The organism is Streptomyces sp. NPDC042102, from assembly GCF_055582305.1.
This window is the reverse complement of record NZ_JBVJDL010000002.1, coordinates 167,809-194,615: the sequence shown is the minus strand read 5'-3', so window position 1 is coordinate 194,615 and position 26,807 is coordinate 167,809. Positions and strand designations below refer to the sequence as shown.

General features: G+C 72.7%; 22 protein-coding genes. 9 read left to right on the top strand and 13 right to left on the bottom strand.

Going from position 1 to position 26,807, the window contains the following annotated elements; translation table 11 throughout:
- Positions 1 to 25 precede the first annotated feature (25 nt).
- The 8 genes from ACZ6KO_RS08900 to ACZ6KO_RS08865 form a co-directional block, all read right to left on the bottom strand.
- Positions 26 to 742, bottom strand: a complete 717-nt coding sequence (locus ACZ6KO_RS08900; RefSeq protein WP_401447544.1) for an ABC transporter ATP-binding protein — start codon at positions 740 to 742, stop codon at positions 26 to 28.
- Positions 739 to 1,698, bottom strand: coding sequence for an ABC transporter ATP-binding protein (locus ACZ6KO_RS08895; RefSeq protein ID WP_469302023.1), 960 nt, complete (start codon positions 1,696 to 1,698; stop codon positions 739 to 741). The genes ACZ6KO_RS08900 and ACZ6KO_RS08895 overlap by 4 nt, the downstream gene beginning before the upstream one ends.
- A 3-nt stretch (positions 1,699 to 1,701) precedes the next feature.
- Complete coding sequence (locus ACZ6KO_RS08890; protein WP_469302020.1) at positions 1,702 to 3,531, bottom strand: branched-chain amino acid ABC transporter permease; 1,830 nt, start codon at positions 3,529 to 3,531, stop codon at positions 1,702 to 1,704.
- On the bottom strand, positions 3,528 to 4,457 hold the full coding sequence (locus tag ACZ6KO_RS08885; RefSeq protein WP_469302017.1) for a branched-chain amino acid ABC transporter permease: 930 nt from the start codon (positions 4,455 to 4,457) through the stop codon (positions 3,528 to 3,530). Before ACZ6KO_RS08885 ends, ACZ6KO_RS08890 begins: the two co-directional genes overlap by 4 nt.
- Positions 4,458 to 4,564: 107 nt before the next feature.
- Positions 4,565 to 5,797 (bottom strand): branched-chain amino acid ABC transporter substrate-binding protein, encoded by a 1,233-nt coding sequence (locus ACZ6KO_RS08880; protein ID WP_469302013.1) that lies wholly within the window; start codon positions 5,795 to 5,797, stop codon positions 4,565 to 4,567.
- Positions 5,798 to 6,099: 302 nt separating this feature from the next.
- Positions 6,100 to 6,807 carry a Tat pathway signal sequence domain protein gene (locus ACZ6KO_RS08875; RefSeq protein WP_469302009.1) on the bottom strand — a complete coding sequence of 236 codons (708 nt, stop codon included), beginning with the start codon at positions 6,805 to 6,807 and terminating at the stop codon, positions 6,100 to 6,102.
- Between the two features lie 90 nt (positions 6,808 to 6,897).
- On the bottom strand, positions 6,898 to 7,374 hold the full coding sequence (locus tag ACZ6KO_RS08870; protein ID WP_469302006.1) for a PaaI family thioesterase: 477 nt from the start codon (positions 7,372 to 7,374) through the stop codon (positions 6,898 to 6,900).
- A 46-nt stretch (positions 7,375 to 7,420) separates the two neighbouring features.
- Positions 7,421 to 9,724, bottom strand: a complete 2,304-nt coding sequence (locus tag ACZ6KO_RS08865) for an FdhF/YdeP family oxidoreductase (RefSeq protein WP_469302004.1) — start codon at positions 9,722 to 9,724, stop codon at positions 7,421 to 7,423.
- 112 nt (positions 9,725 to 9,836) lie between these two features.
- On the opposite strand from ACZ6KO_RS08865, the gene polA reads away from it, so the two are divergent.
- A complete protein-coding gene (gene polA / locus ACZ6KO_RS08860; protein ID WP_469302002.1) occupies positions 9,837 to 12,566 on the top strand; it encodes a DNA polymerase I in 2,730 nt (909 codons plus the stop codon).
- Positions 12,567 to 12,602: 36 nt separating this feature from the next.
- Here polA and ACZ6KO_RS08855 read toward each other — a convergent pair whose 3' ends face one another.
- On the bottom strand, positions 12,603 to 13,457 hold the full coding sequence (locus ACZ6KO_RS08855) for a DUF4184 family protein (protein WP_469302000.1): 855 nt from the start codon (positions 13,455 to 13,457) through the stop codon (positions 12,603 to 12,605).
- Positions 13,458 to 13,602: 145 nt separating this feature from the next.
- Here ACZ6KO_RS08855 and ACZ6KO_RS08850 point away from each other — a divergent pair, with 145 nt between their 5' ends.
- From ACZ6KO_RS08850 to pgfA, 3 genes are all read left to right on the top strand, one after another.
- Positions 13,603 to 14,865, top strand: coding sequence for a lytic transglycosylase domain-containing protein (locus tag ACZ6KO_RS08850; RefSeq protein WP_469301998.1), 1,263 nt, complete (start codon positions 13,603 to 13,605; stop codon positions 14,863 to 14,865).
- A gap of 148 nt (positions 14,866 to 15,013) precedes the next feature.
- Positions 15,014 to 15,154: an SPW_0924 family protein gene (locus ACZ6KO_RS08845; protein WP_469301994.1), complete on the top strand. Its 141-nt coding sequence runs from the start codon at positions 15,014 to 15,016 to the stop codon at positions 15,152 to 15,154.
- Between the two features lie 15 nt (positions 15,155 to 15,169).
- The gene (pgfA, locus tag ACZ6KO_RS08840; RefSeq protein WP_469301989.1) at positions 15,170 to 16,162 is read left to right on the top strand and encodes a cell envelope lipid trafficking protein PgfA; all 993 of its coding nucleotides are present in this window, start codon (positions 15,170 to 15,172) and stop codon (positions 16,160 to 16,162) included.
- On the opposite strand, the gene ACZ6KO_RS08835 is transcribed toward pgfA, so the two are convergent.
- Positions 16,152 to 18,800 carry an ATP-dependent RNA helicase gene (locus tag ACZ6KO_RS08835; RefSeq protein ID WP_469301987.1) on the bottom strand — a complete coding sequence of 883 codons (2,649 nt, stop codon included), beginning with the start codon at positions 18,798 to 18,800 and terminating at the stop codon, positions 16,152 to 16,154. The two genes, pgfA and ACZ6KO_RS08835, sit on opposite strands and share 11 nt — an antisense overlap.
- 12 nt (positions 18,801 to 18,812) lie before the next feature.
- Positions 18,813 to 19,766, bottom strand: a complete 954-nt coding sequence (locus tag ACZ6KO_RS08830; RefSeq protein WP_469301985.1) for a class I SAM-dependent methyltransferase — start codon at positions 19,764 to 19,766, stop codon at positions 18,813 to 18,815.
- Positions 19,767 to 19,999: 233 nt separating this feature from the next.
- On the opposite strand from ACZ6KO_RS08830, the gene rpsA reads away from it, so the two are divergent.
- From rpsA to ACZ6KO_RS08810, 4 genes are all read left to right on the top strand, one after another.
- Positions 20,000 to 21,505, top strand: coding sequence for a 30S ribosomal protein S1 (rpsA, locus tag ACZ6KO_RS08825; protein WP_401447509.1), 1,506 nt, complete (start codon positions 20,000 to 20,002; stop codon positions 21,503 to 21,505).
- A gap of 212 nt (positions 21,506 to 21,717) precedes the next feature.
- The gene (locus ACZ6KO_RS08820) at positions 21,718 to 22,656 is read left to right on the top strand and encodes a PAC2 family protein (protein WP_469301981.1); all 939 of its coding nucleotides are present in this window, start codon (positions 21,718 to 21,720) and stop codon (positions 22,654 to 22,656) included.
- 70 nt (positions 22,657 to 22,726) lie between these two features.
- The gene (gene coaE, locus ACZ6KO_RS08815; RefSeq protein WP_469301979.1) at positions 22,727 to 23,335 is read left to right on the top strand and encodes a dephospho-CoA kinase; all 609 of its coding nucleotides are present in this window, start codon (positions 22,727 to 22,729) and stop codon (positions 23,333 to 23,335) included.
- Positions 23,336 to 23,478: 143 nt separating this feature from the next.
- Positions 23,479 to 23,874: a tetratricopeptide repeat protein gene (locus ACZ6KO_RS08810; RefSeq protein ID WP_401447500.1), complete on the top strand. Its 396-nt coding sequence runs from the start codon at positions 23,479 to 23,481 to the stop codon at positions 23,872 to 23,874.
- Between the two features lie 21 nt (positions 23,875 to 23,895).
- Here ACZ6KO_RS08810 and ACZ6KO_RS08805 read toward each other — a convergent pair whose 3' ends face one another.
- Together ACZ6KO_RS08805 and ACZ6KO_RS08800 are read right to left on the bottom strand one after the other, a co-directional pair.
- Positions 23,896 to 24,153, bottom strand: coding sequence for a DUF6343 family protein (locus ACZ6KO_RS08805; protein WP_469301978.1), 258 nt, complete (start codon positions 24,151 to 24,153; stop codon positions 23,896 to 23,898).
- A 92-nt stretch (positions 24,154 to 24,245) separates the two neighbouring features.
- The gene (locus ACZ6KO_RS08800) at positions 24,246 to 24,854 is read right to left on the bottom strand and encodes a hypothetical protein (RefSeq protein ID WP_469301977.1); all 609 of its coding nucleotides are present in this window, start codon (positions 24,852 to 24,854) and stop codon (positions 24,246 to 24,248) included.
- A gap of 183 nt (positions 24,855 to 25,037) precedes the next feature.
- Here ACZ6KO_RS08800 and ACZ6KO_RS08795 point away from each other — a divergent pair, with 183 nt between their 5' ends.
- The gene (locus ACZ6KO_RS08795) at positions 25,038 to 26,768 is read left to right on the top strand and encodes a helix-turn-helix domain-containing protein (RefSeq protein WP_469301975.1); all 1,731 of its coding nucleotides are present in this window, start codon (positions 25,038 to 25,040) and stop codon (positions 26,766 to 26,768) included.
- Positions 26,769 to 26,807 lie beyond the last annotated feature (39 nt).

Genomic DNA, 26,807 nt, shown 5'->3' with positions numbered 1-26,807 from the left:
TCAGTCTTCGGTGCCGTGGCGGTGATCAGTCCTCGCCGAGGTAGGCCTTGCGGACGTCCTCGTTGACGAGCAGTTCGTTGCCGGGGCCGGACAGGACGATCTTGCCGATCTCCATGACGTGGCCCTGGTCGGCCAGGGACAGCGCGGCCTGGGCGTTCTGCTCGACCAGGAGGATGGTCGTGCCGGAGGCCTTGAGTTCGGCGACGGTCGCCATGATCTTCTGCATCATGAGGGGGGAGAGGCCCATGGAGGGCTCGTCCAGCATGAGCAGCTTGGGCTGGGACATCAGGGCGCGGCCCATGGCGAGCATCTGCTGTTCGCCGCCCGAGAGGGTGCCGGCGGCCTGCTTGCGCCTCTCGCCCAGGATGGGGAAGAGGTCGTAGGCGCGCTGGACGTCCTTGGCGATGCCGTCCTTGTCCTTGCGGAGGAAGGCGCCGAGGAGGAGGTTGTCCTCGATCGTCATGCGCGGGAAGATGTGCCGCCCCTCGGGGGAGTGGGCGAGTCCCAGGCTGACGATGTCGTGGGCGGGGATCTTCTTGAGGGACTTGCCCTGGAACTTGATCTGGCCGCTCTTGGGCTTGATGAGGCCGGAGAGGGTGCGCAGGGTGGTGGTCTTGCCGGCGCCGTTGGTGCCGATCAGGGTGACGATCTGGCCGGCGTCGACGCTGAAGGAGATGCCTTTTACGGCTTCGATCTTGCCGTAGGCGACGCGGAGGTCTTCGACCTCCAGGAGTGCGGTCACTTGGCTTCTCCGTCCGTGCTGGTGGTGCTGTCCGCCGGAGCGTCGGCCGGGGCGTCGGCTGCGGCGTCCGCCGGGGCGTCGGCCTCGGGGTCTGCCGTGGTGTCGCCCTCGATGAGGGCTTCGGCGGCTTCGACTTCCGCGGCTTCGACTTCGGCGGCTTCTTCGGCGCCGGGGGCGCCTTCGAAGGGTTCGCCGAGGTAGGCGGCGACGACGCGTTCGTCGCTCTGGACCTCGGTGGCGGTGCCCTCGATGAGCTTTTCGCCCTGGACGAGGCAGGCGACGCGGTCGCAGAGGTTGAAGATGAAGCGCATGTCGTGCTCGATGACGAGGACGGCGATGCCCTTGTCCCGGATGGCGAAGATGAGTTCTTCGGCGGCCCGGGTCTCCTGCGGGTTCATGCCGGCGGTGGGCTCGTCCAGGAGGATGAGTCCGGGGTCGCTGGCGAGGGCGCGGGCGATTTCGAGCTTGCGCTGTTCGCCGTAGGGGAGGTTGCGGGCGAGGTGGTCGGCCTTGTCGGCGAGGCCGATGAACTCGAGGAGTTCCATGGCCTTCTCGCGGCTGGCGGCTTCTTCCTTGTGGAAGCCGGGCAGGCGCAGGAGGGCGGACCAGAGTCCTTCGCGGGTACGGGTGTGGCGGCCGACGAGGACGTTTTCCAGGACCGTCATGTTGTTGAAGAGACGGATGTTCTGGAAGGTCCGGGCGATGCCGGCCGCGGTGACCTTGAAGGACTTGGGCGGCAGGACGGTGCCCTTGTAGCGGACCTCTCCCTCGGTGGGGATGTAGAGGCCGGTGAGGCAGTTGAAGAAGGTGGTCTTGCCGGCGCCGTTGGGGCCGATGAGGCCGACGATCTCGCCGCTGTTGACGGTGAGGTCGACGTTCTTGACGGCGGTGAGGCCGCCGAAGCGCATGGTGACGCCGCGGGCGTCCAGGACCGTTTCGGTCGTGGTGGTCGTCATGGGTCAGGCCCCTGCCTTGCCGAGGACTGTGGGCGCTTCGAGGTCCTCGTGGAGTTCGAGCTGGTTGCGCCGGTTGGGGATGAGGCCTTCGGGGCGCAGGCGCATCAGGATGACGAGTGCGACGCCGAAGGCGAAGAGCTGGAGTTCTCCGAGGGACTGGAGCTTGTTGGGGAGCAGGAAGAGGAGTGCTCCGCCGACGAGGGGTCCGGAGATGGTTCCCATGCCGCCGAGGACGACGGCGGCGAGGAGGAAGGCGGAGTTCGGCGGGACGGCGTTGGCGAACACGTACTGGTCGGGGGTGACCGTGTAGTTGACGTGTGCCTGGACGACGCCGGCGAATCCGGCGAGGGTGGCGCCGAGGGCGAAGGCGACGAGCTTGACGCGGAAGCCGTTGATGCCCATGGCTTCGGCGGCGGTTTCGTCTTCGCGGATGGCGACCCAGGCGCGGCCGATGCGGGATTCGGCGCTGCGCCGGAAGACGAGGACCACCAGGAGGGTGATCAGGAGCATCAGCAGGAAGTAGTTGGCGAACCTGCCGATGGTGAAGCCGGCGATGGTGTGGGCGGCGCCGAAGTCGAATCCGAAGAGGTTGATGTTCGGGACGTTGGCGATGCCGTTGGGGCCGTTGGTGATGTCGGGGCCGGAGACACCGTCGAGGTTGTTCATCGAGATGCGGAAGATCTCTCCGAAGCCGAGGGTGACGATGGCGAGGTAGTCGCCGCGCAGGCGCAGGGTGGGGGCGCCGATGAGGACGCCGAAGACCATGGATGCGCCGGCGCCGACGAGGAGTGCGGCCCAGAAGGGGAGGTGCACGCCGAACGGCGAGTTGGGGGATCCGGAGACGAGTGCGGCGGTGTAGGCGCCGACGCCGAGGAAGGCGACGTATCCGAGGTCGAGGAGGCCGGTGAGGCCGACGACGATGTTCAGGCCGAGGGCGACGGTCGCGAAGATCAGGATGTTGACGCCGAGGTTCGCGTACTGGTCGTCGGTCTGGGTGAGGGGGAAGGCGGCCGCGGCGGCGAAGGCGCCGACGAGGGCGACGTTGCGGTGCTTGGCGGTGAGGGCGGTGGCGCGGGCCATGAGGCCGGCCTTGTTGATGGCGCCGAAGCCGAAGCCCGCGGTGATCAGGAAGCCGAGGAAGAGTTCCTGGTACGGGGTGGTGATGCCGTAGGTGAAGACGCCGAGGCCGGTGCCCAGGAGGGCGGCGATCAGGAGGATCTCGGCCCAGGCGGGCAGCTCGCGGGCCGGGCGGACGGGGCCGGAGGCGAAGGCCGCCTTGAAGGTCGTCCACTGGTTGGCGGCGTTGTGCTTGAAGAGGTCCCAGCCGGCGTCGTCGGGGTCGGCCGCTTCGAGCGCGGGGCGCTTGAAGGGGAGGGCGAGGGCGCCGACGAGGGCGAGGAGGCTGACGAGCAGGGCGACGCCGCCGCCGGGCTCGAGGTTGATCGGGCCGCCGAGGGTGGTGGAGATGGCGATGCCGGTGTACCAGGCGGTGCCGAAGGCGGCGAGGGCGGAGAGCTTGATGGCTCCGTCGGTGCCGGCGGGGGCGAGCCAGCCGAGGCCCTTGACGCCGTAGGAGGCGAGGCCGAAGAGGGTGGTGAGGGCGCCGCCGACGAGGACGAGCCACTGGAGGCCGCCGGGGTAGCCGTAGACCGTGAGGTTTCCGGGGAAGGCGGCGGTCCAGGTCCAGGAGAGGAAGCAGGAGAGGACGGTGAGGGCGCCGCCTGCGGTGGCGAGGGCGCGGGCCGTCTTCTCGGGGAGGGGGATGAAGCCCTTGTCCTGGGTGGCCGGGGCCTTGGTGGTGTCCGTGGTGATGGTGGTCGTCATGGTTCTCACGCCCTGTCCGCCACGCGCTGCCCCAGCAGGCCCTGGGGCCGGAAGAGGAGCACGAGGATGAGGAGGACGAACGCCCAGGTGTTGCCCCAGGACTGTCCGCCGAGCTGCTGCATGCCGGGGATCTCGTCGATGTAGACGGTGGTGAGGGTCTCGGCGAGACCGAGCACCAGGCCGCCGATCATGGCCCCGTAGATGTTGCCGATGCCGCCGAGGACGGCGGCGGTGAAGGCCTTGAGGCCGAGCAGGAAGCCCATCTTGAAGTTGACTTCGCCGTACTTGAGGCCGTAGGCGACGGCTCCGACTGCGGCGAAGGCGGCGCCGAGGGCGAAGGCGACCGTGATGATGCGGTCGGTGTTGATGCCCATGAGCTTGGCGGTGTCGGGGTCCTGCGCGGTGGCCTGCATGCCGCGGCCGGTGCGGGTCTTCTTGACGAAGAAGCCGAGGAAGGCCATGGAGACGGGGGCGGCGAGGAGGAGGAAGACGTCACCGGTCTGGATGGTGATGCTTCCGAGGTGGAACGGGCCGCCGGGGATTTCGGGGAAGACGACGGAGGACTTCGCGTCGGGGTACCAGGCCCAGACCGCCTGCTGGAGGGCGATGGAGAGGCCGATGGCGGTGATGAGCGGCGCGAGGCGGGGGGCGCTGCGCAGGGGCCGGTAGGCGAAGCGTTCGGCTCCGACGGCGATGAGGGTGGCGACGATGATGGCGCCTATGAGCATGAGGGGCAGCGCGACCCACATGGTGGTGCCGGCGGGGAGCATCAGCCAGACCGTGAGGGCTCCGAACCCACCGGTCATGAAGATCTCGCCGTGGGCGAAGTTGATGAGCTGGACGATGCCGTAGACCATCGTGTAGCCAATGGCGACGAGCCCGTACATGGATCCCAGTAGCAGGCCGTTGACCAGCTGTTGCGGCAGTTCGTGCACCGCAGGTCCTCCGAGTCTTTCGACGGATGTGACACCGCGCGGGGCGCTTTGTGTGCGCGCCCCGCGCGGCAGGAGTGGGTGAGTGCTAGCTGGCTAGCGGGTGGGTGTCAGCCGCCGAAGGTGCCGGACTCGACGGCCTTGAAGTCGGGGCCCTCGACCTTGTAGACGGTGAGCTGCTTGTTGGTGGCGTCGCCGTACTGGTCGAAGGAGACCTTGCCGGTCACACCGTCGAAGGAGACACCCTGGACGGCCTCGAGGACCTTGGCGCGGGCGTCGGCGGGCAGCTTGCCGTTGTTGGCGTCGACGACCTTCTTGACGCCCTCGATGATGGCCCAGGCGGAGTCGTAGGAGTAACCGCCGTAGGCGGCGTACGGGTCCTTGTAGCCGGCCTTCTTGTAGTTCTCGATGAACTCCTTGGCGGACGGCAGGGACTCGACGGGGGCACCGACGGAGGTGGCGAGGTCGCCCTGGGCGCCTTCACCGGCGAGCTCGACGTACTTCTTGTCGTAGATGCCGTCGCCGCCGACCAGCGGGATGCTGGCGCCGGAGGCCTTGATCTGCTTGCTGAGCGGGCCGGCCGCGGGGTACTCGCCGCCGTAGTAGACGACGTCGGCGCCGGAGTTCTTGACCTGGGTGACGATGGCCGAGAAGTCCTTGGACTCGGGGTCGATGTGGCCCTCGCCGGCGATCTGGCCGCCGAGCTTGGTGAACTCGCCCTTGAAGGTTCCGGCGAGGCCGGCGCCGTAGGTCTTCTTGTCGTCGATCAGGAAGACCTTCTTCTTGCCCGCCTTGTTGAAGAGGTACTGCGCCGCGAACGGGCCCTGGATGGCGTCCGTGGTGGCGGTGCGGAAGTAGCTCTTGTAGGTGCGGGTCTTCTCGCCGGTGGCCCACTTCGGCCCCTGGGTGAGGGAGGGGCTGGTGTTGGCCGGGGAGATCTGGGGGAGCTTGGCGTCGTCGAAGACCTTCTGCATGGCCTCGGAGACGGAGGAGTTCAGCGGGCCGACGACGCCGAGGACGTCCTTGTTGGCGACGAGCTTGGTGGCGTTCTGCTGGCCGGAGGAGGCCTGTGCCTGGTCGTCGAGGGCTTCGAGCTTGAAGGTGACGCCCTTGACGTACTTCTTCTCGTTGGCCTGCTTGACGGCGAGGTCGGCGGAGTTCTTGATGCCGAGGCCGAGGGCGGAGAGGTCGCCGGTGAGCGGGGCGTCGACGCCGATGACGACGGTTACGTCGCCGGCGGTCCCGGAGCTGCCCTTGCCCTCGTCGCGCGAACCACAGGCAGTGAGCGTGAGGGATCCGGCGGCGAGCGCGGCCGTCACGGCAATGAGCGAACGATGACGCACGAGTTGTCCTTTCCAGGCAGGGCGTCCCTGGTGGGACGCGCCGAGTCGAACGCGGGAAACCGAACATGAAAGGAATCCGGTGGTTCGCGGTGACTGGCCGTGACTCTAGGCGCCGGGTCGGAGGTTATGGAGGGCTTGGGCCAATGATGTGACTCTCTTGTTATGCCGCGGCGTAATGCATAGCGGAACTGTGGGGGTGGAACGGGGGAATTCCGGCCGGTTCGTCGTGTCCGTATGGTGAGACGCGGCAGTACTGTTCGGTGGTTTGAGTACTGACAGCCCAGGTGTGTAGCGGGTTTTGGTCATGACGGCGTTGGTGACGCCTGGTCTCGGCCTTCGGGACAAGCGCTGGTCAGAGCCTTGGAAAGATCACCGGCATATCGGTCACCGAGGATGTAACTGTGCGCTTCTTTCTGGCGTTCATTACTGAGGGTTACTTCCAGAAATGGGAGCCCCGCATTCCGTGCTACATGCACGCAATCGACCGCCTGAATCTCCACAACGACCTCACGCGCCTCCCCGGCGGCCACGACGACCGGCAGCTGTGGCCGGATCGTCACCCTCAGTGCCCGTGAGGGCTGGTCGATCCGGTCGATGCGGACCGGGGGTCCGGCCGAGGTTCGGATACGCACGGTGAACGCGAGCGCGGTGCCGGGCAGCTCCGCCGGCACCGGTTCCCCGTACGCGAGGGACACCACCTGCGAGGGCGCGGGGGGCGGTGCGGGCGGCGCCGGCGGTGCGGGGCGGGGCCGGGCGGAGTGGAGGTAGCCGCCGGCGGCGGCGAGCGCGCAGGCCGCGGCGAGGGCGAGCAGGGTGCGCGGGTGGCGGCCGGCCCAGGCGCGGGCCGCGTCCGTACGGCGCCGGGCCGGCGCGGTGGCCGTGCGGATGCGCGGGCCCGCGCGCCCGGAGGCGGTGGCGGCGCGCGCGGGGGCCCGGTGGCCGGCGGTGTCGTCGTGTCCGGCGGTGCCCTCGCCCGGTTCGACGGGGCCTATGCCGCTCGTGCCGTTCACGCCCGCGGGCCGGTGGCCGGGGCGCCCGGGGGCGCCGGTCGCGATCCCATGCGGGGAACGCTAGACCGGCGCCGGGTGCGGTGACAACGGTCAGTCGTTGCCGGGGTGTTGCGGGTCGATGTCGCGCAGCAGGCAGGTGAGTCGGGCGGAGCAGACGCGCCGGTCCGCCTCGTCGGTGATGACGATCTCGTAGGTGGCGGTGGAGCGGCCGCGGTGGACGGGGGTGGCGGTGCCGGTGACCAGGCCGGAGCGGGCGCCGCGGTGGTGCGTGCAGTTGAGGTCGACGCCGACGGCGATCTTGGTGTGGCCGCCGTGGAGCATGGCGCCGACCGAGCCGAGGGTCTCGGCGAGCACCGCGGAGGCGCCGCCGTGCAGGAGGCCGTACGGCTGGGTGTTGCCCTCGACGGGCATGGTGCCGACGACCTTGTCGGGCGCGGCCTCCAGGATGCGGATGTCCATGCGCTCGCCGAGGTGTCCGGCCGAGAAGAGCGAGGGCAGGTCGATGCCCAGGGCCGCGTACTCGTCGAGGACTTCCTGCGGGAACTTCACGCTGTGCTGCTCGCCCATGGGCCGGCTCCGTTCGTCAACGATCGTTAACCCCGTTCCTATCAGCCTACTGAGCGGCCGCTTGGCCGGGGGTGCCCTTCGCGGTGGCCGGTTCCAGGCGGACGATCACGGACTTGCTCGCCGGGGTGTTGCTGGTGTCGGCGGTGGAGTCGAGGGGGACCAGCACATTGGTCTCCGGGTAGTACGCGGCGGCGCAGCCGCGCGTGGTCGGGTAGTGCACGACGCGGAAGCCGGGCGCGCGCCGCTCGACGCCGTCCTTCCACTCGCCGACGAGGTCGGCGTAGTCGCCGTCGGCGAAGCCGAGGGCGGTGGCGTCCTCGGGGTGGACCAGGACGACGCGGCGGCCGCCGGTGATGCCGCGGTAGCGGTCGTCGAGGCCGTAGATGGTGGTGTTGTACTGGTCGTGGCTGCGCAGGGTCTGCAGGAGCAGCCGGCCCTCGGGGACCTCGGGGTACTCCACGGGGGCGGCGGTGAAGTTCGCCTTCCCGGTGGCGGTGGGGAAGCGGCGCTCGTCGCGCGGGGCGTGCGGGAGGCGGAAGCCCTCGGGGCGGGCGGCGCGGGCGTTGAAATCCTCGAAGCCGGGCACGACGCGGGAGATCCGGTCGCGGATGGCGGCGTAGTCCCGCTCGAACTCCTCCCAGGGGGTTCTGGAGGCGGCGCCGAGGACGGCGCGGGCCATGCGGGCCACGATGGCGGGCTCGGAGAGCAGGTGGGGACTGGCGGGCGGGAGGTTGCCGCGCGAGGCGTGGACCATGCCCATGGAGTCCTCGACGGTGACGAACTGCTTGCCGGAGGCCTGGACGTCCTTGTCGGTACGGCCCAGGGTGGGCAGGATCAGGGCGCGCCGGCCGGTGACCGCGTGGGAGCGGTTGAGCTTGGTGGAGACGTGCACGGTGAGGGCGGCCCTGCGGACGGCGGCCTCGGTGACGTCGGTGTCGGGGGTGGCGCCGACGAAGTTGCCGCCCATCGCGAAGAGGACCTTGGCCTCGCCGTCGCGCAGGGCCCGGATGGAGCGGACCACGTCGTAGCCGTGGTGGCGCGGCGAGGTGATCTCGAACTCGCGGTCGAGGGCGTCGAGGAAGCCCGGTGCGGGCCGCTCGAAGATGCCCATGGTGCGGTCGCCCTGGACGTTGGAGTGGCCGCGGACGGGGCAGACGCCGGCGCCGGGGCGGCCGATGTCGCCGCGCAGCAGGAGGAGGTTGACGACCTCGCGGATGGTGGCGACGGCGTGCTTGTGCTGGGTCAGGCCCATGGCCCAGCAGACGATGGTGCGCCGGGAGGCCAGGATCATGGCCAGGGCGCGTTCGATCTCGGGGCGGGTGAGGCCGGTGGCGGTGAGGGTCTGCTCCCAGTCGGCGTCCTTGGCGGCGGCCGCGAGGTCCTCGTACCCGTGGGTGTGCTCCGCGATGAACGCCTCGTCCACCGCGCCGGCCTCGATGACCAGTTTGTTCAGGAGGCGGAAGAGGGCCTGGTCGCCGCCGATGCGGATCTGGAGGAAGAGGTCGTTGAGGGGGGTGCCGACGAGCATGCCGTGCGGGGTCTGGGGGTTCTTGAACCGCTCCATGCCGGCCTCGGGCAGCGGGTTCACCGAGATGATCTTCGCCCCGGCCTTCTTGGCCCGTTCCAGGGCGGAGAGCATGCGCGGGTGGTTGGTGCCGGGGTTCTGCCCGGCGACGATGATCAGCTCGGCCTGGTGCAGGTCCTCCAGGGAGACGCTGCCCTTGCCGATGCCGATGGTCTCGTTCAGCGCGGAGCCCGAGGACTCGTGGCACATGTTGGAGCAGTCGGGCAGGTTGTTCGTGCCGAATTCGCGGGCGAAGAGCTGGAAGAGGAACGCGGCCTCGTTGCTGGTGCGGCCCGAGGTGTAGAAGAGGGCCTCGTCGGGGGAGCCGAGGGCGGTGAGCTCCTCGGCGATGATCGCGAAGGCCCGCTCCCAGGTGACGGGCTCGTAGCGGTCGGCGCCCTCGGGCAGGTACATGGGCTGGGTGATCCGGCCCTGCTGGCCCAGCCAGTAGCCGCTGCGCCCGGCGAGGTCGGCCAGCGGGTGGGCGGCGAAGAACTCGGGGGTGACCCGGCGCAGGGTGGCCTCCTCGGCGACCGCCTTCGCGCCGTTCTCGCAGAACTCCGCCGCGTGCCGCTTGTCGCCCTCGGGCCAGGCGCAGCCGGGGCAGTCGAAGCCGTTCTTCTGGTTGACCTTGAGCAGGGTCCGGGCGGTGCGCGCCATGCCCATCTGCGCCTGTGCGATGCGCAGGGTGTGGCCGATGGCCGGCAGTCCGGCGGCGGCGTGCTTGGGGGGCGCGACCTGCGGCGCGTCCTGTACCGGATCACCTGCGGGCGGCTTGGAGGCCATGGCGCTCCCCTTCGAGCATCGGTGCGGCTGGTGGTGACACCTCCGATCCTGTCACGCTGGGCGGACATCGCCGACGCCGGATTTGTCAGTGGGGCCGCCTAGGATCGTCGGTGTGGCAGAGACAGCATCGAAGAAGACCGACGACAAGACCGCTCCGACCGCGGGTGCGCGCCCGCGCCTGATGCTCATGGACGGGCACTCCCTGGCGTACCGGGCGTTCTTCGCGCTGCCCGCGGAGAACTTCACGACCGCGGGCGGCCAGCCGACCAACGCCATCTACGGCTTCGCGTCGATGCTGGCGAACACGCTGCGCGACGAGGCGCCCACGCATTTCGCGGTGGCGTTCGACGTCTCGCGCAAGACGTGGCGTTCGACGGAGTTCCCCGAGTACAAGGCGAACCGTTCCAAGACCCCGGACGAGTTCAAGGGGCAGGTCGAGCTGATCGGCGAGCTGCTCGACGCGATGAGCGTGCCCCGTTTCGCGGTGGACGGCTTCGAGGCCGACGACGTGATCGCCACGCTGGCGACGCAGGCCGAGGCCCTCGGCTTCGACGTGCTGATCGTCACCGGTGACCGGGATTCGTTCCAGCTGGTCTCGGAGCACACCACCGTGCTGTACCCGACCAAGGGCGTCTCGGAGCTGACCCGCTTCACGCCGGAGAAGGTCGAGGAGAAGTACGGGCTGACCCCGCAGCAGTACCCGGACTTCGCGGCGCTGCGCGGCGACCCGTCGGACAACCTGCCGGGCATCCCGGGCGTCGGCGAGAAGACCGCGGCGAAGTGGATCAACCAGTTCGGTTCGTTCGCGGAGCTCGTGGAACGCGCCGAGGAGGTCAAGGGCAAGGCGGGGCAGAACTTCCGCGACCACCTGGAGTCCGTGAAGCTCAACCGGGTCCTGACCGAGATGGTGCGTGACGTCGCGCTGGACCGGACCCCGGCCGACCTGGAGCGGGCGCCGTACGACGTGGCGGCCGTCAAGGGCGTGCTGGACGTGCTGGAGATCCGCAACGCCTCGCTGCGCGAGCGGCTGCTGGCCGTGGACCCGGGCGCGGAGCAGGAGCAGGCGCCGGCCCCGGAGGCCGGTGTGGAGCTGGACGCGAGCGTGCTGGCCGCGGGCGAGCTGGCCCCGTGGCTGGCCGCGCACGCGGGCGGGCCGCTGGGCGTGGCGACGGCGGACGCGTGGGCGCTGGGCGCCGGCAGCGTCAGCGAGATCGCGCTGGCGTCGGCCGGCGGGGCCGCGGCCTGGTTCCAGCCGTCGGAGCTGGACGAGGCCGACGAGCGGGCGCTGGTGGCCTGGCTGGCGGACGAGGCGCGGCCCAAGGTGGTGCACAACGCCAAGGGGCTGTGGCGGGTGCTGCCCGAGCACGGCTGGTCGCTGGCCGGCGTGGCCATGGACACCGCGCTCGCCGCCTACCTGGTCAAGCCGGGCCGGCGGTCCTTCGCGCTGGACGCGCTGTCCATGGAGTACCTGCACCGCGAGCTGCAGCCCGCCGCGGCGGACGGGCAGCTGGCGTTCGGCGCCGACGAGACCGCGGAGGCGGAGGCGCTGATGGCGCAGGCCCGTGCGGTCCTGGACCTGGGGGAGGCCTTCACCGGCAAGCTCGCCGAGGTCGGCGCGGCCGAGCTGCTGCACGACATGGAGCTGCCGACGTCCGAGCTGCTGGCCCGGATGGAGCGGGCCGGCATCGCCGCCGACCGCGACCACCTGGAGGCGATGGAGCAGCAGTTCGCGGGCGCCGTCCAGCAGGCGGTGAAGGAGGCGCACGCGGCGGTGGGCCACGAGTTCAACCTGGGCTCGCCCAAGCAGCTCCAGGAGGTCTTCTTCGGCGAGCTGGACCTGCCGAAGACGAAGAAGACCAAGACCGGGTACACCACGGACGCGGACGCGCTGGCGTGGCTGGCCACCCAGACCGACCACGAACTGCCCGTGATCATGCTGCGGCACCGTGAGCAGGCCAAGCTGCGCGTCACCGTCGAGGGCCTGGTCAAGACGGTCGCCGCCGACGGCCGGGTGCACACCACCTTCAGCCAGACCGTCGCCGCCACCGGCCGCCTGTCCTCCACCGACCCCAATCTGCAGAACGTGCCGGTGCGCACCGACGAGGGCCGGGCCATCCGCCGCGGCTTCGTCGTCGGCGAGGGCTTCGAGTCCCTCATGACCGCCGACTACAGCCAGATCGAGCTGCGGGTGATGGCCCACCTGTCCGAGGACGAGGGCCTGATCGAGGCGTTCCTGTCCGGCGAGGACCTGCACACCACCGTCGCCTCCCAGGTGTTCGGGGTGGAGCGGTCCGCCGTCGACGCCGAGATGCGCCGCAAGATCAAGGCCATGTCGTACGGCCTGGCGTACGGGCTGTCGGCGTTCGGTCTGGCGCAGCAGCTGAACATCGAGCCCGCCGAGGCGCGCGGCCTGATGGACACCTTCTTCGAGCGGTTCGGCGGGGTCCGGGACTACCTGGGCCGTGTCGTGGAGGAGGCCCGCGCCACCGGGTACACGGCCACGGTGTTCGGCCGCCGCCGCTACCTGCCCGACCTGAACAGCGACAACCGCCAGCGCCGCGAGGCCGCCGAGCGGATGGCGCTCAACGCCCCGATCCAGGGCACCGCGGCCGACATCGTCAAGGTCGCGATGCTGCGGGTGGACCGGGCGCTGGCCGGGGCCGGTCTCTCCTCGCGGATGCTGCTCCAGGTCCACGACGAGATCGTGCTGGAGATCGCCCCGGGCGAGCGCGAGCGGGTGGAGGAGCTGGTGCGCCGCGAGATGGCGGCCGCCGTCGAGCTGCGTGCCCCGTTGGACGTGTCGGTCGGTGTCGGCGCGGACTGGGAGTCGGCGGCGCACTGACCCGGTCGCCCGGGCCGTCCCGTACGCCCGTTCCCGCTACCTGGTGGCGGGGGCGGGCGTACGCGTCTGCTGCGGCGGGACCGGCGGACGGCGGCGATGGCGCAGCCGGACCACGGCCCCGTAGAGCACCAGCCCCACCATCAGTCCGCCGCCCGCGCCGAAGCAGACGGTCGGGATGATGTCGAGCGGGGAGCGGATGCGGTCGAAGAAGGTGTAGAAGCGTACGACCCGCAGCGTGACGCCGGCGCCCACGCAGACGGCGACCAGCGCGAGCCCCGCCCACCGTTCCGCCCGGCTGAGCCGGGGCACGGCGGCGGGCGGCTCACAGGCCGGGATCCGGCGCAGCGCCGTCACCGTGAACCAGGCCAGAACGGCGGCCGCCAGGACGGACGAGCCGTACTGCACGTATGTATAGAGGGGAAAGCCCCCGTAGAAGGCGCTCAGGCCGGGCAGGGCGTTCGTCCCGTACCGGTCCAGGTGCGTGAAGCTGTCCCACGCCACATGCGTGAACGAGCCGGTGACCGCCGAGAGGTAGAACCAGCCCAGCAGGGCGGCCGGCCGGCGCTCGCGCCGCCACCGCTCGCCGCGCACGAACGTGTGCACTCTCCCCTGCCAGGCCCGCGGGAGCTGCGCGACCAGCGGCTCGCGCAGCAGCAGCCAGCAGGCCACGAGCGCGGCGGTCAGCAGGGCGTCGGCCGTCACGATGCCCAGCGGGGAGTGGGTGAAGTCCCCGTACGGCATCACCCCCTCGACGACCGCGTCCAGGAAGTAGAACGTGTCGGGGGCGAAGGAGCCCAGGACGAGCGCCGAGGCCACCAGTGCCCCCCGCCCGCGGCCCGACCGGCTCAGGCCCGGCAGCACGGCCGCCGCGTGGCTGAGTGTGAACGGCATGGCACTTCCCCTCGCTCTGCGTGCTGTTCAGTATGCGTGACCTGCGGAAGTCGTGGGGAAGGTGTGAAGTACGTTCCTGATCGGTGCATGACGAAGGGAACTGACGTAGGGTCACGCGCACGGCGAGGGGGAGGGGGCCCGGCCCATGTCGGCTGGATTCGGACGCAGGCTGCGCAGGGGTGGGGCCGCCGCCCTGGTCTCGACGTTGGTGGTCGCCGCGGTGACCGCCTCGCAGGGGCCGGACAGCGGGCACGGGGACCGGATACGCGCGGCCGGTGAGGGCCGCGCGCCATCCGCGTCGCCGCCCGCGCCGGCCGGAACCGGGGCCGCCGGGGGCGGCGACTCGGCGTACTTCACCGAACTCCCGCCGCTCATCGGCCCGCAGCCGCCGGCCGCGCCGCCGACGGCCCCCGCGCCGGAGCCGACGCCCGCGCAGACGCCCGCGCCGGCCTCCGGCGACGCCGCTGCGCGCCCCGAGACGGTGGTCGCCGTGGGCGCGGGCGAGGGTGCGCGGGGGATACCGGCGAGCGTGCTCGCGGCGTACCAGGGCGCGGAGCGCACGGTGGGCCGTGACGACCCCCGGTGCGGGCTGCGCTGGCAACTGCTCGCGGCGATCGGCAAGGTCGAGTCCGGGCAGGCGCGCGGCGGGCAGGTCGACGCCGCCGGTACGACGCTGCGGCCGATCCTGGGGCCGGTGCTCAACGGCGGGCCGTTCGCCAACATCCCCGACACGGACGGGGGCGCGTACGACGGGGACGCCGTGTACGACCGGGCGGTCGGCCCGATGCAGTTCATCCCCTCCACGTGGGCGGCGTGGGGCCAGGACGCGGACGGCGACGGCCGCCGCAACCCGAACAACGTGTACGACGCGGCCCTGGCCGCCGGACGCTACCTGTGCGCGGGCAACCGCGACCTGCGGCTGCCGGCCGACCTGGACCGGGCGGTCCTGTCGTACAACCACTCGACGGAATACCTCCGTACGGTCCGCTCCTGGTTCACGTACTACCTCCAGGGCACCCACCAGACCCCGGACACCCCGGCCGCGCCCGGCCCGGCGCGCCCGGACCCGAAGCCGACGCCGACGCCGAAGCCGAGCCCCGAGCCGACGCCGAAGCCCACCCCCACGCCGACCCCGTCGCCGAAGCCGACGCCGTCCCCGAAGCCGACGCCCACTCCGTCCCCGAAGCCGACGCCCACTCCGTCCCCGAAGCCGACACCGAGCGGTTCGGCGACCCCGACCCCGACCCCGACCCCGGCGGCGACAGCGACGGCGAGTGCGAAGCCGAAGCCCAGCCCGACGGCCACGCCCACGGCCACGCCCACGGCCACGCCCACGGCCACGCCCACGGCCACGCCCACGGGCACGCCCAAGGCGACCTCGACGAAGTCACCGGCCCCGACCCCGTGACCGCGCCACGGCCGGGGGCGCGGCCCGGGCCGCGGGGCGGTGGCCGTGGCGGGAGGGGCGGGGACGTGGGCGCGAGACGGTTCTCATCTCGGCCGTGCGTTGCTACGGTGCCGCCACCCTGACACCCCATCAGATCTCGGAGGCCGGCATGCGCGCACTCGTCGCCGCCGCCATCGGGCTGGCCGCCGCCATCGCCCTCGTCCTCGCCCTCACGGCGGTCGGGGCCCCGGAAGGCACGACGTCGCCCAAGCCGCTGCTCACCACCGCGCCCGCCGCGCCCGGACAGTAGTCAAGGAGGCCGGCCATGCGACGCAGAGCGAGTCTCGTCCTGCTTGCCCTTGCCGTGTTCTGCACCGCCTTCGCGCCCCTGCTGCGCTGGTACGCGTACCCGCGGCTCGCCAAGATCCCGCCGGGCCAGTACCAGGAGATGGTCCTGGAGGCCAAGGACGCGACCCTCCTCGACTACACCGCCGGCCTGGCACCCAAGAAGGTCGACAAGGTCACGATCATCCAGACCCTCAAGGGCAACGTCGAGGCGTCCAGGGAGATCGAGGCGAGCGCCGGCAAGGACGTCGTCGTCTGGGACACGCTTTCCCACATCGTGGGGCCGGACGGGAAGATGGTCTCCCAGATCCCCGAGCGCTACATCTTCGACGCCCACACCCAGGACCCGGTCCACGCCACCGGCGAGATGGTCGACGGGGACCCGGTCAAGCGCGAGGGCATCGAGTTCAAGTGGCCGTTCTTCACCGAGCCGCGCGACTACCTCTACTTCGACGCGCAGACCCGCACCGCCTCGCCCATCCACTACGTCGGCCCGCGTACGTACAAGGGGATGGACGTCTACTACTACGAGCAGAACGTGCCGTGGACGAAGGTCCCGCTCCCGAAGAAGATGCCGATCGAGGGCATCGACCCGGCGACCTTCGAGCAGACCACCGGCACCAGCCTCTGGTACAAGGTCAAGGCGATGTTCTGGGTCGACCCGGTCACCGGCGCGCCGGTCAACGCCGAGCAGGTCATCGAGCAGGAGATGCGCGGCGGGCTGGCGGCCGGGGCGCCGGACGGGAAGCTCACCGTCTTCGCCGGGCACGTCAAGATGCGCGAGGACTACGCCGCCCACACCCGCGCACTGGTGGCGGCGAACCGGAGCAAGGTCCTCGCACTGCACACGTACGCGCCGATCGGGCTCGGCGTGAGCGGGCTGGCGCTGTTCGGACTGGCGCTGTGGATGGAGGCGCGGGGCCGCCGCCGGCCGGCGGACCCCGCGGGACCGGGCGGCCCGGTCAGCGCCTGAGGCGGGCGTTGGTGTGCCGGGTCGGCTCGGCGGTCGCCGGGTCCTCCGGCCACGGGTGCCTGGGGTAGCGGCCGCGCAGCTCGGCGCGGACGGCGCGGTAGCCCTCGCGCCAGAACGACGCCAGGTCGGCGGTGACGGCGGCGGGGCGCCCGGCCGGTGACAGCAGGTGGACGAGGACGGGTACGCCCGCCACGCGCGGCGTCTCGGCCAGCCCGAACAGCTCCTGGAGCTTGACGGCGAGCACGGGCTGGTCACCGGTGTAGTCCAGGCGTATCCGGGAGCCGCTGGGCACCTCGATGCGCTCGGGCGCCAGCTCGTCGAGGCGGGCCGCCTCGCCCGTGGCCCAGGGCAGCAGCCGCCCCAGGGCCTGGCCGGCGTCGATCCGGCCGAGGTCGGCGCGGCGCCGGGCCCGCGACAGCTCCGGTTCCAGCCAGTCGTCGGCGCGGGCGACGAGGACGGCGTCGTCCTGGACGTCGGGCCAGGGCGCGCCGAGGGTGCGGTGCAGGAAGCCGAGGCGGGCGCGGAGCGCGTGGGCGTCGGCGGACCAGCGCAGCAGCCCCGTCCCCTCGTCGCGCAGGCCGTCGAGGAGGGCGGCCCGTACGAGGGCCGGGTCGGGGGCCTTCAGCGGCCGCACGGTGAGCTCGACGGCGCCCAGCCGCTCGACCCGGCGGGCGACGACGTCCCCGTCCTCCCAGTGCACCTCCTCCCGCTCGTCGAGCAGGTGCGCGGCGGCCGCGCGGGCGGTGTCCTCGTCGATGACGGCGGCCAGCCGTACGCGGGCGGACGCGGCCCCGGCGGCCCGGTCGGCGACGGCGACGGCCAGCCAGGGCGCGCCGCGCAGGCCCGAGCCGTCGGTGGTTTCGGCCGCCGTCCCGGAGGCCATCAGAAACGCCCCGGCCCCCTTGGCCCGGGCCACCCGCTCGGGGAACGCGAGCGCGGCCACCCTCCCGGCGACCACATCGTCGGACACCACGTCCCGCCCCGCCGCGCGGCCCCCGACGACGTCGCCACGGCCCACGGCCCGGACACCCCCACCGTTCCCGCCAGGGGCCCCGGGCGCTGCCCCGGTCGCGGAGGGCCCCCTGGGGACGCCGGCCGGGTCGGCGGATCCGTGTGGCACGGTTCCGGGTACGGCCCCGCCCGGCTCCGCGGCGGTGGCGGCCGCCCGGGACAGGCGGCGGGACTCCGCGCGCCAGCGGGCGGCGTACGCGTCGCCGCCCGCGCGGGCCCGGCGCCAGGCCGTGGTCAGGTCGTCGCCGTACTCCCGCGGGGGCTCCTCGCTGAGCAGCGCCACCACGTCCGCCGCCCCGGGCGGGCCGTCCAGCAGGGCGCGGGCCAGTCGCGGGTGCACGCCGAGGCGGGACATGCGGATCCCGCGGGGCGTCACCCGGCCGGCCGCGTCGACCGCGCCCACCGCCGCCAGGACCTCACGGGCCGCGGCCAGCGCACCCGCCGGCGGCGGGTCCAGCAGGGCCAGGCCCGACGCGTCGGGGTCGCCCCAGCACGCCGCCTGGAGCGCGAACGCCGTCAGGTCGGCCAGCCGGATCTCGGGCGCCGGGAACGCCGGCAGGCGGTCGTGCTCCGGCTCCGACCAGCAGCGGTACACCGTGCCCGGCGCCTCACGCCCGGCCCGTCCCGCCCGCTGGCGCCCGGCCGCCCGCGACGCCCGTACGGTCGTCAGCGCGCCCAGCCCCCGCGCATGGTCCACCCGCGGTTCCCGGGCCAGCCCCGAGTCCACCACCACCCGCACCCCCGGCACGGTCAGGCTCGACTCCGCCACCGACGTGGCCAGCACCACCCGGCGGCCGGTGCCCCCGGACAGCACCGCGTCCTGGACCGCCGCCGGCGCCCGCCCGTGCACCTGCAACAGCTCCGCGTCCACCCCGCCCAGCTGCCCCGCCACCCGGGTGATCTCCCCGACGCCGGGCAGGAAGCACAGCACGTCCCCCGTCCGCTCCGCGAGCGCCCGCCGGACGACCGACGCGACGTGCGCCAGCTGCGCCGGATCCACCCTCATACCGTGCGGCGGCCGCACCGGCCGGGCCGGCGGCGCCCACACGACCTCCACCGGGTACGCGACCCCGGCCGCCTCCACCACCGGCGCGTCGTCCAGCAGCCGCGCCCACCCCGCCGCGTCCGTCGTCGCCGACGCCGCCACCAGTCGCAGCTCCGGGCGCAGGGTCTGGCGTACGTCGAGGAGGAAGGCGGCGACCGTGTCGGCGTCCAGGTGCCGCTCGTGGCACTCGTCCAGCACCACCACGTCGACGCCCGCCAGCTCCTGGTCCCGCTGGAGCCGCTGGAGCAGCACCCCCGTGGTCACCACCTCCACCGCGCACCGGGGCCCCACCACGCGCTCGCCGCGCACCGTGAAACCGACCGCGGCGCCCACCGCCTCGCCCAGCAGCCACGCCATCCGCCGCGCCGCGGCCCGCGCCGCGATCCGCCGGGGCTCGGCGACCACGACCCGGCGCCGCGGCCCGCCGCCCACCAGCCCGGCCAGGACCAGCGGCACCAGCGTGGTCTTGCCCGTGCCGGGCGGCGCGCACAGCACCGCCGCCCCGTGCGCGTCCAGCGCGTCGACGAGGGCGGGCACGGCCTCCCGTACGGGCAGGGCCTCCAGCGCGGCGGTACGGATCACGCTCGTGGCCCCTCAGCCGCCGTCGCGGACGCAGACGAAGACGGCGGTCCCCGGGATCAGGTTGCCGCGCAGCGGGGACCAGCCGCCCCACTCCTGCCGGTTCCACGCCGGCCACTCCGGCTCCACCAGGTCCACCAGCCGGAACCCGGCCGCCACCACGTCCCGCACCCGGTCGCCGAGGGTGCGGTGGTGCTCCACGTACACCGCCCGGCCGTGCTCGTCCTGCTCGACGTACGGAGTCCGGTCGAAGTAGGACGCCGAGACGGACAGGCCCTCGGGACCCGGCTCGTCGGGGAACGCCCAGCGGAGGGGGTGGGTGACGGAGAAGACCCAGCGGCCGCCGGGCCGCAGCACCCGGTGCACCTCGCGGAAGACGTTCACCGGGTCGGAGACGAAGGGCACCGCCCCGTACGCCGAGCACGCCATGTCGAAGGAGCCGTCCCGGAAGGGCAGCGCACCGGCGTCCGCCTCCACGAGCGGGACCTCCCCGCCGATCCGCAGCGCGTGCTGGAGCTGGCGGTGCGAGAGGTCCAGGGCCACCGGGCGGGCGCCCTGCGCGGCCAGCCAGCGGGCGCACTGCGCCGCGCCGGCGCCGATCTCCAGGATGTCCAGGCCCTTCAGGGCGGCCGCCGGGCCCAGCAGGGCGGCGTCCGCCTCGTCCAGGCCCTCCGGTCCCCAGACGAAGCGGTCGTCGCCCAGGAACGCGCCGTGCTCGCTCTGGTACTCGTCGGCGTTGCGGTCCCACCAGCCACGGCTGGCGCGGCTGCTCTCCGCCTCCCCGGCGGCACGCCGCGTGGCCTCGGTGTCGTCCGCGGCGTCATCCTCGGCTCCGTACGCGTCCTGGGGGAGGTAGTCCTCTTGGTTCATGGGGCCCGTCGTCGTAGTCTTCGGTGTCTTCGGTGGGCCCGCGCCCACGAGTTGTGCCGGAAATGCGGCGATCCGCCCCGGGTGTGCGCCTTCGCGCATTGACCCTGTCCGGCTGCCCCCGTATGCTACAAGTTGCGCTGCGAGCCTGTGCTCCTCAGACCTAGCAGGCTGCGCTCGCGTCTGTAGTAGTCCCCTCGGTTTTCGAGGCCCGCGCCGTCCTTGCGGACGGTGATGCGCGGCCTCCTTGGCTGTCCGGCGTATGCAGAGGCGATAAGGGCTCCCGGCGTAGCAGTACCTACGACTTTCTGTCCGTAACCGGAGCCCTTTCCCACATGACGAGCAGCACCGAGACCACCTCTACCACTCCGCAGGTAGCGGTCAACGACATCGGTAACGAGGAAGCCTTCCTCGCCGCGATCGACGAGACGATCAAGTACTTCAACGACGGCGACATCGTCGACGGCGTCATCGTGAAGGTCGACCGGGACGAGGTCCTGCTCGACATCGGTTACAAGACCGAAGGCGTCATCCCGAGCCGCGAGCTCTCGATCAAGCACGACGTCGACCCCAACGAGGTCGTCAAGGTCGGCGACGAGATCGAGGCCCTGGTTCTCCAGAAGGAGGACAAGGAAGGCCGTCTGATCCTGTCCAAGAAGCGCGCTCAGTACGAGCGTGCCTGGGGCACGATCGAGAAGATCAAGGAAGAGGACGGCATCGTCACCGGTACCGTCATCGAGGTCGTCAAGGGTGGTCTCATCCTCGACATCGGCCTCCGTGGCTTCCTGCCGGCCTCCCTCGTCGAGATGCGTCGCGTCCGCGACCTCCAGCCCTACGTGGGCAAGGAGCTCGAGGCGAAGATCATCGAGCTGGACAAGAACCGCAACAACGTGGTCCTGTCCCGCCGCGCCTGGCTGGAGCAGACCCAGTCCGAGGTCCGCCAGACGTTCCTCACCACCCTGCAGAAGGGTCAGGTCCGCTCCGGCGTCGTCTCCTCGATCGTCAACTTCGGTGCCTTCGTGGACCTGGGCGGCGTCGACGGTCTCGTCCACGTCTCCGAGCTGTCCTGGAAGCACATCGACCACCCGTCCGAGGTCGTCGAGGTCGGCCAGGAGGTCACCGTCGAGGTTCTCGACGTGGACATGGACCGCGAGCGCGTCTCCCTGTCGCTGAAGGCGACGCAGGAGGACCCGTGGCAGCAGTTCGCCCGGACCCACCAGATCGGTCAGGTCGTCCCGGGTAAGGTCACCAAGCTGGTTCCGTTCGGTGCGTTCGTCCGCGTGGACGAGGGCATCGAGGGCCTGGTCCACATCTCCGAGCTGGCCGAGCGCCACGTGGAGATCCCGGAGCAGGTCGTCCAGGTCAACGACGAGATCTTCGTCAAGGTCATCGACATCGACCTCGAGCGTCGCCGGATCTCGCTGTCGCTGAAGCAGGCCAACGAGTCCTTCGGTGCCGACCCGGCGTCGGTCGAGTTCGACCCGACCCTGTACGGCATGGCCGCGTCCTACGACGACCAGGGCAACTACATCTACCCCGAGGGCTTCGACCCCGAGACCAACGACTGGCTCGAGGGCTTCGAGAAGCAGCGCGAGGAGTGGGAGCGCCAGTACGCCGAGGCGCAGGTCCGCTTCGAGCAGCACCAGGCGCAGGTCATCAAGAGCCGCGAGGCCGACGAGGCCGCCGCTGCCGAGGGTGCTGCCGCCCCGGCCGCCGGCAACGCCGGTGCGGGCATCTCGGGTGGTTCGTACTCCTCGGAGTCGGACGACAACTCCGGCGCCCTGGCGTCGGACGAGGCCCTGGCCGCGCTCCGCGAGAAGCTGGCCGGCGGCCAGAGCTGATCACGGCGCAGCCTCCCGGTCGGTGACCGACCGGAAGCCGCACAGCTGAAACGGTAAGGCCCGCTCCCCTCAGGGGGGCGGGCCTCACCGCGTTCGAGGCCCTGTTCCGCGCCCGCCTCCCGGCCCTTTCATGTCAAGAGCGTCAACGGGGGAATGACCAAGGCCCCTTGGACGTTCTTCGCTGTGAACGCGGGCGACGAGGAGTGGTGACGGTGCTTGATCCACAGGGTTTGTACGAGTGGGACGCCAAGGGCCTGGCAGTGGTCGACATGGCGCTGGCCCAGGAGTCGGCCGGGCTGGTCATGCTGTACCACTTCGAGGGGTACATCGACGCGGGCGAGACCGGCGAGCAGATCGTCGAGCGGCTCCTGGACACGCTGCCGCACCAGGTCGTGGCCCGTTTCGACGCCGACCGGCTCGTGGACTACCGGGCCCGCCGCCCGCTGCTGACGTTCCGGCGCGACCGTTGGACCGAGTTCGAGCAGCCCCGGCTGGAGGTCCGGATCGTCCAGGACGCCACCGGCGCGCCGTTCCTGCTGCTGTCCGGTCCCGAGCCCGACGTGGAGTGGGAGCGCTTCGCCGTCGCCGTCCGCCAGATCGTCGAGCGCCTCGGCGTACGCCTGACCGTCAACTTCCACGGCATCCCGATGGGCGTCCCGCACACCCGCCCCGTGGGCATCACCCCGCACGGCAACCGCATCGACCTCATGCCCGGGCACCAGAGCCCCTTCGACGAGGCACAGGTCCCCGGCAGCGCCGAGTCGCTGATCGAGTTCCGGCTCTCCCAGGCCGGGCACGACGTGCTGGGCGTCGCCGCGCACGTGCCGCACTACGTGGCCCGCTCCCCGTACCCGGACGCGGCGCTGACCGCCCTGGAGGCGATCACGGCGGCGACCGGTCTGGTCCTGCCCGGTGTCGCGCACGCGCTGCGCACCGAGGCGCACCGCACCCAGACCGAGATCGACCGTCAGATCCGCGAGGGCGACGACGAGCTGGTCGCGCTGGTCCAGGGTCTGGAGCACCAGTACGACGCGGTGGCCGGCGCCGAGTCCCGCGGCAACATGATCGCCGAGCCGGCCGAGATCCCGTCGGCGGACGAGATCGGGCGGGAGTTCGAGCGCTTCCTGGCGGAGCGCGAGGGCGAGGCGTAACCGCGGCGTCGCGCAGCCGGTGGGGCGGGGGCGGTACGGCGACGGGCACGCTGCGTCTAAGCTGCGGCCCATGCTGAAGGTAGGCCTGACGGGCGGAATCGGTGCCGGCAAGAGCGAGGTCTCGCGACTGCTGGCGGGGTACGGGGCGGTCATCGTCGACGCGGACCGCATCGCGCGGGAGGTCGTGGAACCGGGAACGCCCGGTCTCGCGGCCGTCGTCGAGGCGTTCGGACCACAGGTGCTGACGCCCGAGGGCACGCTGGACCGGCCCGGGCTCGGTGCCGTCGTCTTCGCCGACCCCGACAAGCTGCGCACCCTCAACGCGATCGTGCACCCGCTGGTCGGGGCACGGTCCGCGGAGCTGGAGGCCGCCGCCGGGCCCGACGCGATCGTCGTGCACGACGTACCGCTGCTGGCCGAGAACGGGCTGGCGAGCCTGTACGACCTGGTCGTGGTGGTCGACGCGGCGCCGGAGACGCAGCTGGCGCGGCTGACCGCGCGGCGCGGGATGGCCGAGGACGAGGCGCGCGCCCGGATGGCGGCGCAGGCCACGCGCGAGCAGCGGCTGGCGGTGGCCACGCTGGTGATCGACAACGACGGGCCGCTGGAGGCCCTGGAACCGCAGGTCCGCAAGGTCTGGGAAGAACTGACGGCCCGGGCGGCGGCGCCGCGCACCTGAGGGGCGCGAGGCCGCCGGGCTGCGCGGCCGCCGGGCTGCGGGGCCGTGGCCCGCGGGGTGACGTGCTCACTGGGTGACGTGCTCACGGAAATACCGGGCGGGGCCGGGGCGTTGACCGGGCCCGTAGAGGGAAGGAATCGACCGTGTCCGAGACCACGCCACCGCCGCCCGGAGCACCCGCCTCCGCCACCCCGGAGACCCACGTCATCGACTACCGGGCCGCCGAGCAGCTGCTCGCCGCCCGCGACCCGAGCGGCGCGGTCAAACTGCTGGACTCGGTCATAGCCGCCCACCCCGAGAACACCGCGGCCCGCCTGCTGCGGGCACGCGCCTTCTTCGCCGCTGCCCAACTGCGTCCGGCGGAGCTGGAGTTCGAGCTGGTCCTGGAGCGGGAGCCGGACAACGCCTTCGCGCACTTCGCGCTGGCCCGTACCCACGAGCGCTCCGGACGGCCCGAGCGGGCGCGCCGGCACTTCCGGCTGGCCGCCGCGCTCGACCCGCAGCCCGAGTACCTGGAAGCGGCCCGCTTCGACGACTGAGCGGAGGGCGGCGGGCCGCCGTCAGCGGTGCGGCGGCTCGTACGGGGGGATGTCCGGGCCGGGCTGCCAGTGCGGGCCCTGACGGATGTGGCGGACCACCAGGACCAGGTCGACGGTGACGATCAGCGCCAGGGCGGCGCAGGCGGCCGCCCACCCGGAGCGGCCGACCATCGAGAACACGGCCGCCCCGCCGACGGCCCAGATCAGCCCCCAGACGCTCAGCCACAACCGCAGCCGCAGCGGACTGCGGGCGGTCACCGGCTCGTTTCCGGAACGCATGGACATCGCCTCCGGGGCTCATGTCCATGGTCCCACGCGGCCCCCGCCCGCGGCGCTCCCGCCCACGGCCTCCGCCGGGCCGCGTACGCGCGTTACGGATCGAGGCGGTTCACGGCCGTGGCCGTCGTCCCGCTGAAGTCGCGCACCGGAGCGTGGGACAGGTCTCCCATCTGGCTCCACTTGACCACCGTCACGGTGGAACCGTCCCGTCCGACGCCGTAGAGGGTCACACCCGGCTCGGAGTCGGGGATGGAGGTGTGCACGCCGTAGAGGTGCGCGCCCTCCTCGACGCGGACCGGGCCGTAGTCCTGCCAGGAGGCCGTCCCGCCCGGGTTGGCGCGCAGCCAGTCGGAGGCGCAGGCGGCGATCCTGCGCTCCAGGGAGGCGGCGAGCTTGGCGGCCGCCTTGCCGGAGGCGGTCCGCCAGGAGATCTGCAGGGCGCTGGTGTCGAACTCGGTGCCGTACTGGCGGTGCCAGCCGTTGTTCGCCGGCAGGGCGCCGTCCAGGCAGAACACCGGGTGGTCCGGCAGGCCGGAGGTGACCGGGCCGGCGGACCACGGGGAGCTGGGGTGCGGGGGCAGGTCGCGGGGCTGGATGAACCCCGGCGCGGAGGCGGCCGTGGCAGTGGTCGAGGCGGTGAGGACAAGGGCCGAGGCCGCCGCGAGGGCGGCGGTGGCGAGGGCGCTGGTGCGTCGGAACACGGTGGTACTCCCCGTTCATCGTGAAGAGGTGCGAGTGCGGTGCGATCTCGTGAAGAGCCTTCCCCGGGGCCGGGGTGTCGGACGACGAAATCCGGTCGATTCGGGACACTGGAATGGCCATACGTGCTGTCACCTGGGGGAACATCCCCGGCATGGAACGGCGGCGCGGGACGGGGGGAAGCCGTGGGCGAGGTGGCGGGGCCGGAGGGACGGCCCGCGGAGACGGAGCGGTTCGCGCGGATGATGCGCGGGCTGAAGGAACGATCCGGGCTGAGCTACGGCCTCCTGGCGCGGCGGCTGCACACCAGTACGTCGACCCTGCACCGTTACTGCAACGGCGAGGCGGTGCCGAGCGAGTTCGCGGCGGTGGACCGTTTCGCGCGGGCCTGCGGGGCGACGCCGGGGGAGGCGGTGGACCTCCACCGCGCCTGGCTCCTGGCGGACGCCCGCCGCCGGGCGGCGGAACGCACGGGCGACCGGCGCCGAACGACGCAGCCCGCGGTCACCGGTCACCCCGAGCCCGCCCCGCCGCCCGGGGCGGCGGCCACGTCGGACTCCGTGCCGGAACCGGACGCCGGGGTTCGCGGGCAGGGGGCCGAGGCGCTGGGCGCGCCGGGGAGTACGGCGGCAGCGGCGGCGGGCGCGCCGGGGAGTACGGCGGCGGCAGCGTCGGCGTCTGCGGCGTCTGCGGCGTCCGCGACGGAGCGGTCGGCGGAGGCCGCGCCGGAGCCGGAGGCAGGCTCGCCCGCCCCGGGCTCCGCTGCGGGGTCCGGGGCCGTGCCGGAGGGAGTGGCCGGGCCGGGCGCCACCGAGCCCGGGGCGGCGTCCGCGCGCGGCTCCGCGCCGGGGGCGGTGCCGGCCACCGGGCCGGCGGCCGGGGCTGCGGCCATGCCGGTCCGTGTGCCGGAGCCGGACGCCGGGGTGCCCGGGCGGGGGGCCGCGGTGGGCGCGTCGACGTCCGTCGGGAACCCGGCGGCGGGCGGATCCGGGCGGCGGGCCTGGTACCGGCGGCGGGGTGTGGTCGCCGGGGCGGGGGCGGGGCTCGCCGTGGGCGCGCTGGCCGTCGTCGCGGCGTTCGCGCTGCCCGGGGGCGGGCCGGGGCCGGGCGCCCTCGGGCGTGCGCCTCACGTGGGGGCGCCTTCCTCAGGGGTGCCGGTGCCGGGCCCGGCACCGGCACCGGGCACGGGCACGCCGTCCGCCGCCGCGTCCGCCGGCGGCTCCGAGCCCACCGGCGGCCCGGTCGCGCCGAGCGGCACGCCGGCGGAGCCGCGTACGACGCCGCCGGCCGCGGCGCCCGTCGCGGTACCGTTCACCGCCGCCGTGCGCTCGCACGTGTGGGCGTACGGGTGCGATCACGCCTACCTCGTGCGGCAGGGGCCGCAGGCCGTGCCGGCGCCGCCCGTGGAGGCCGACGCCCCGCGCTGGGCGGCGGCGCGGGAGGCGGTGCACGCGGGACGTCAGATCGTGGAGGTGACGCTGCACGGCAGGGGCGCGGAGGCCGTCGTCCTCCAGGGGCTGGACGTACGGGTGACCGCCCGCCGCACCCCGCCGGACTGGAACGTGTACGAGATGTCCAGCGGCTGCGGCGGCGCGCTCACCCCGGCCGGCTTCCGGATCAACCTGGACGCCCCGCGCCCGCTGGCCCGGCCCGTCGCCGGCTCCGACGCCGGCCGCACGCTCCCCGCCCCCGCCTTCCCGCTGCGGCTCTCGGCCGCCGAGCCCGTGGTGCTGCGCGTCGAGGCCACGACGACCGGATGCGACTGCGACTGGTACCTCGACCTGCGCTGGTCCGCCCCCGGCGGCTCCGGCACCACCCGGATCGACGACCGCGGCGCCGTCCTGCGCACCGCCGCGCCCGGCGCCCGCCCCCGCTACGGCTACGCCCCCGAGCAGGGCGGCTGGGCCACCGGCTGACCAGCAGCTGACCACCGGCCGTACCCCGCCGAACCCGCT

Excerpts from the sequence above, each read along its gene's own strand:
- ACZ6KO_RS08895 (WP_469302023.1), bottom strand. The coding sequence starts at position 1,698 with ATGACGACCACCACGACCGAAACGGTCCTGGACGCCCGCGGCGTCACC.
- ACZ6KO_RS08870 (WP_469302006.1), bottom strand. The coding sequence starts at position 7,374 with ATGGGCGAGCAGCACAGCGTGAAGTTCCCGCAGGAAGTCCTCGACGAG.
- ACZ6KO_RS08865 (WP_469302004.1), bottom strand. The coding sequence starts at position 9,724 with ATGGCCTCCAAGCCGCCCGCAGGTGATCCGGTACAGGACGCGCCGCAG.
- ACZ6KO_RS08855 (WP_469302000.1), bottom strand. The coding sequence starts at position 13,457 with ATGCCGTTCACACTCAGCCACGCGGCGGCCGTGCTGCCGGGCCTGAGC.
- ACZ6KO_RS08850 (WP_469301998.1), top strand. The coding sequence starts at position 13,603 with ATGTCGGCTGGATTCGGACGCAGGCTGCGCAGGGGTGGGGCCGCCGCC.
- ACZ6KO_RS08845 (WP_469301994.1), top strand. The coding sequence starts at position 15,014 with ATGCGCGCACTCGTCGCCGCCGCCATCGGGCTGGCCGCCGCCATCGCC.
- pgfA (WP_469301989.1), top strand. The coding sequence starts at position 15,170 with ATGCGACGCAGAGCGAGTCTCGTCCTGCTTGCCCTTGCCGTGTTCTGC.
- ACZ6KO_RS08830 (WP_469301985.1), bottom strand. The coding sequence starts at position 19,766 with ATGCGCGAAGGCGCACACCCGGGGCGGATCGCCGCATTTCCGGCACAA.
- rpsA (WP_401447509.1), top strand. The coding sequence starts at position 20,000 with ATGACGAGCAGCACCGAGACCACCTCTACCACTCCGCAGGTAGCGGTC.
- coaE (WP_469301979.1), top strand. The coding sequence starts at position 22,727 with ATGCTGAAGGTAGGCCTGACGGGCGGAATCGGTGCCGGCAAGAGCGAG.
- ACZ6KO_RS08805 (WP_469301978.1), bottom strand. The coding sequence starts at position 24,153 with ATGCGTTCCGGAAACGAGCCGGTGACCGCCCGCAGTCCGCTGCGGCTG.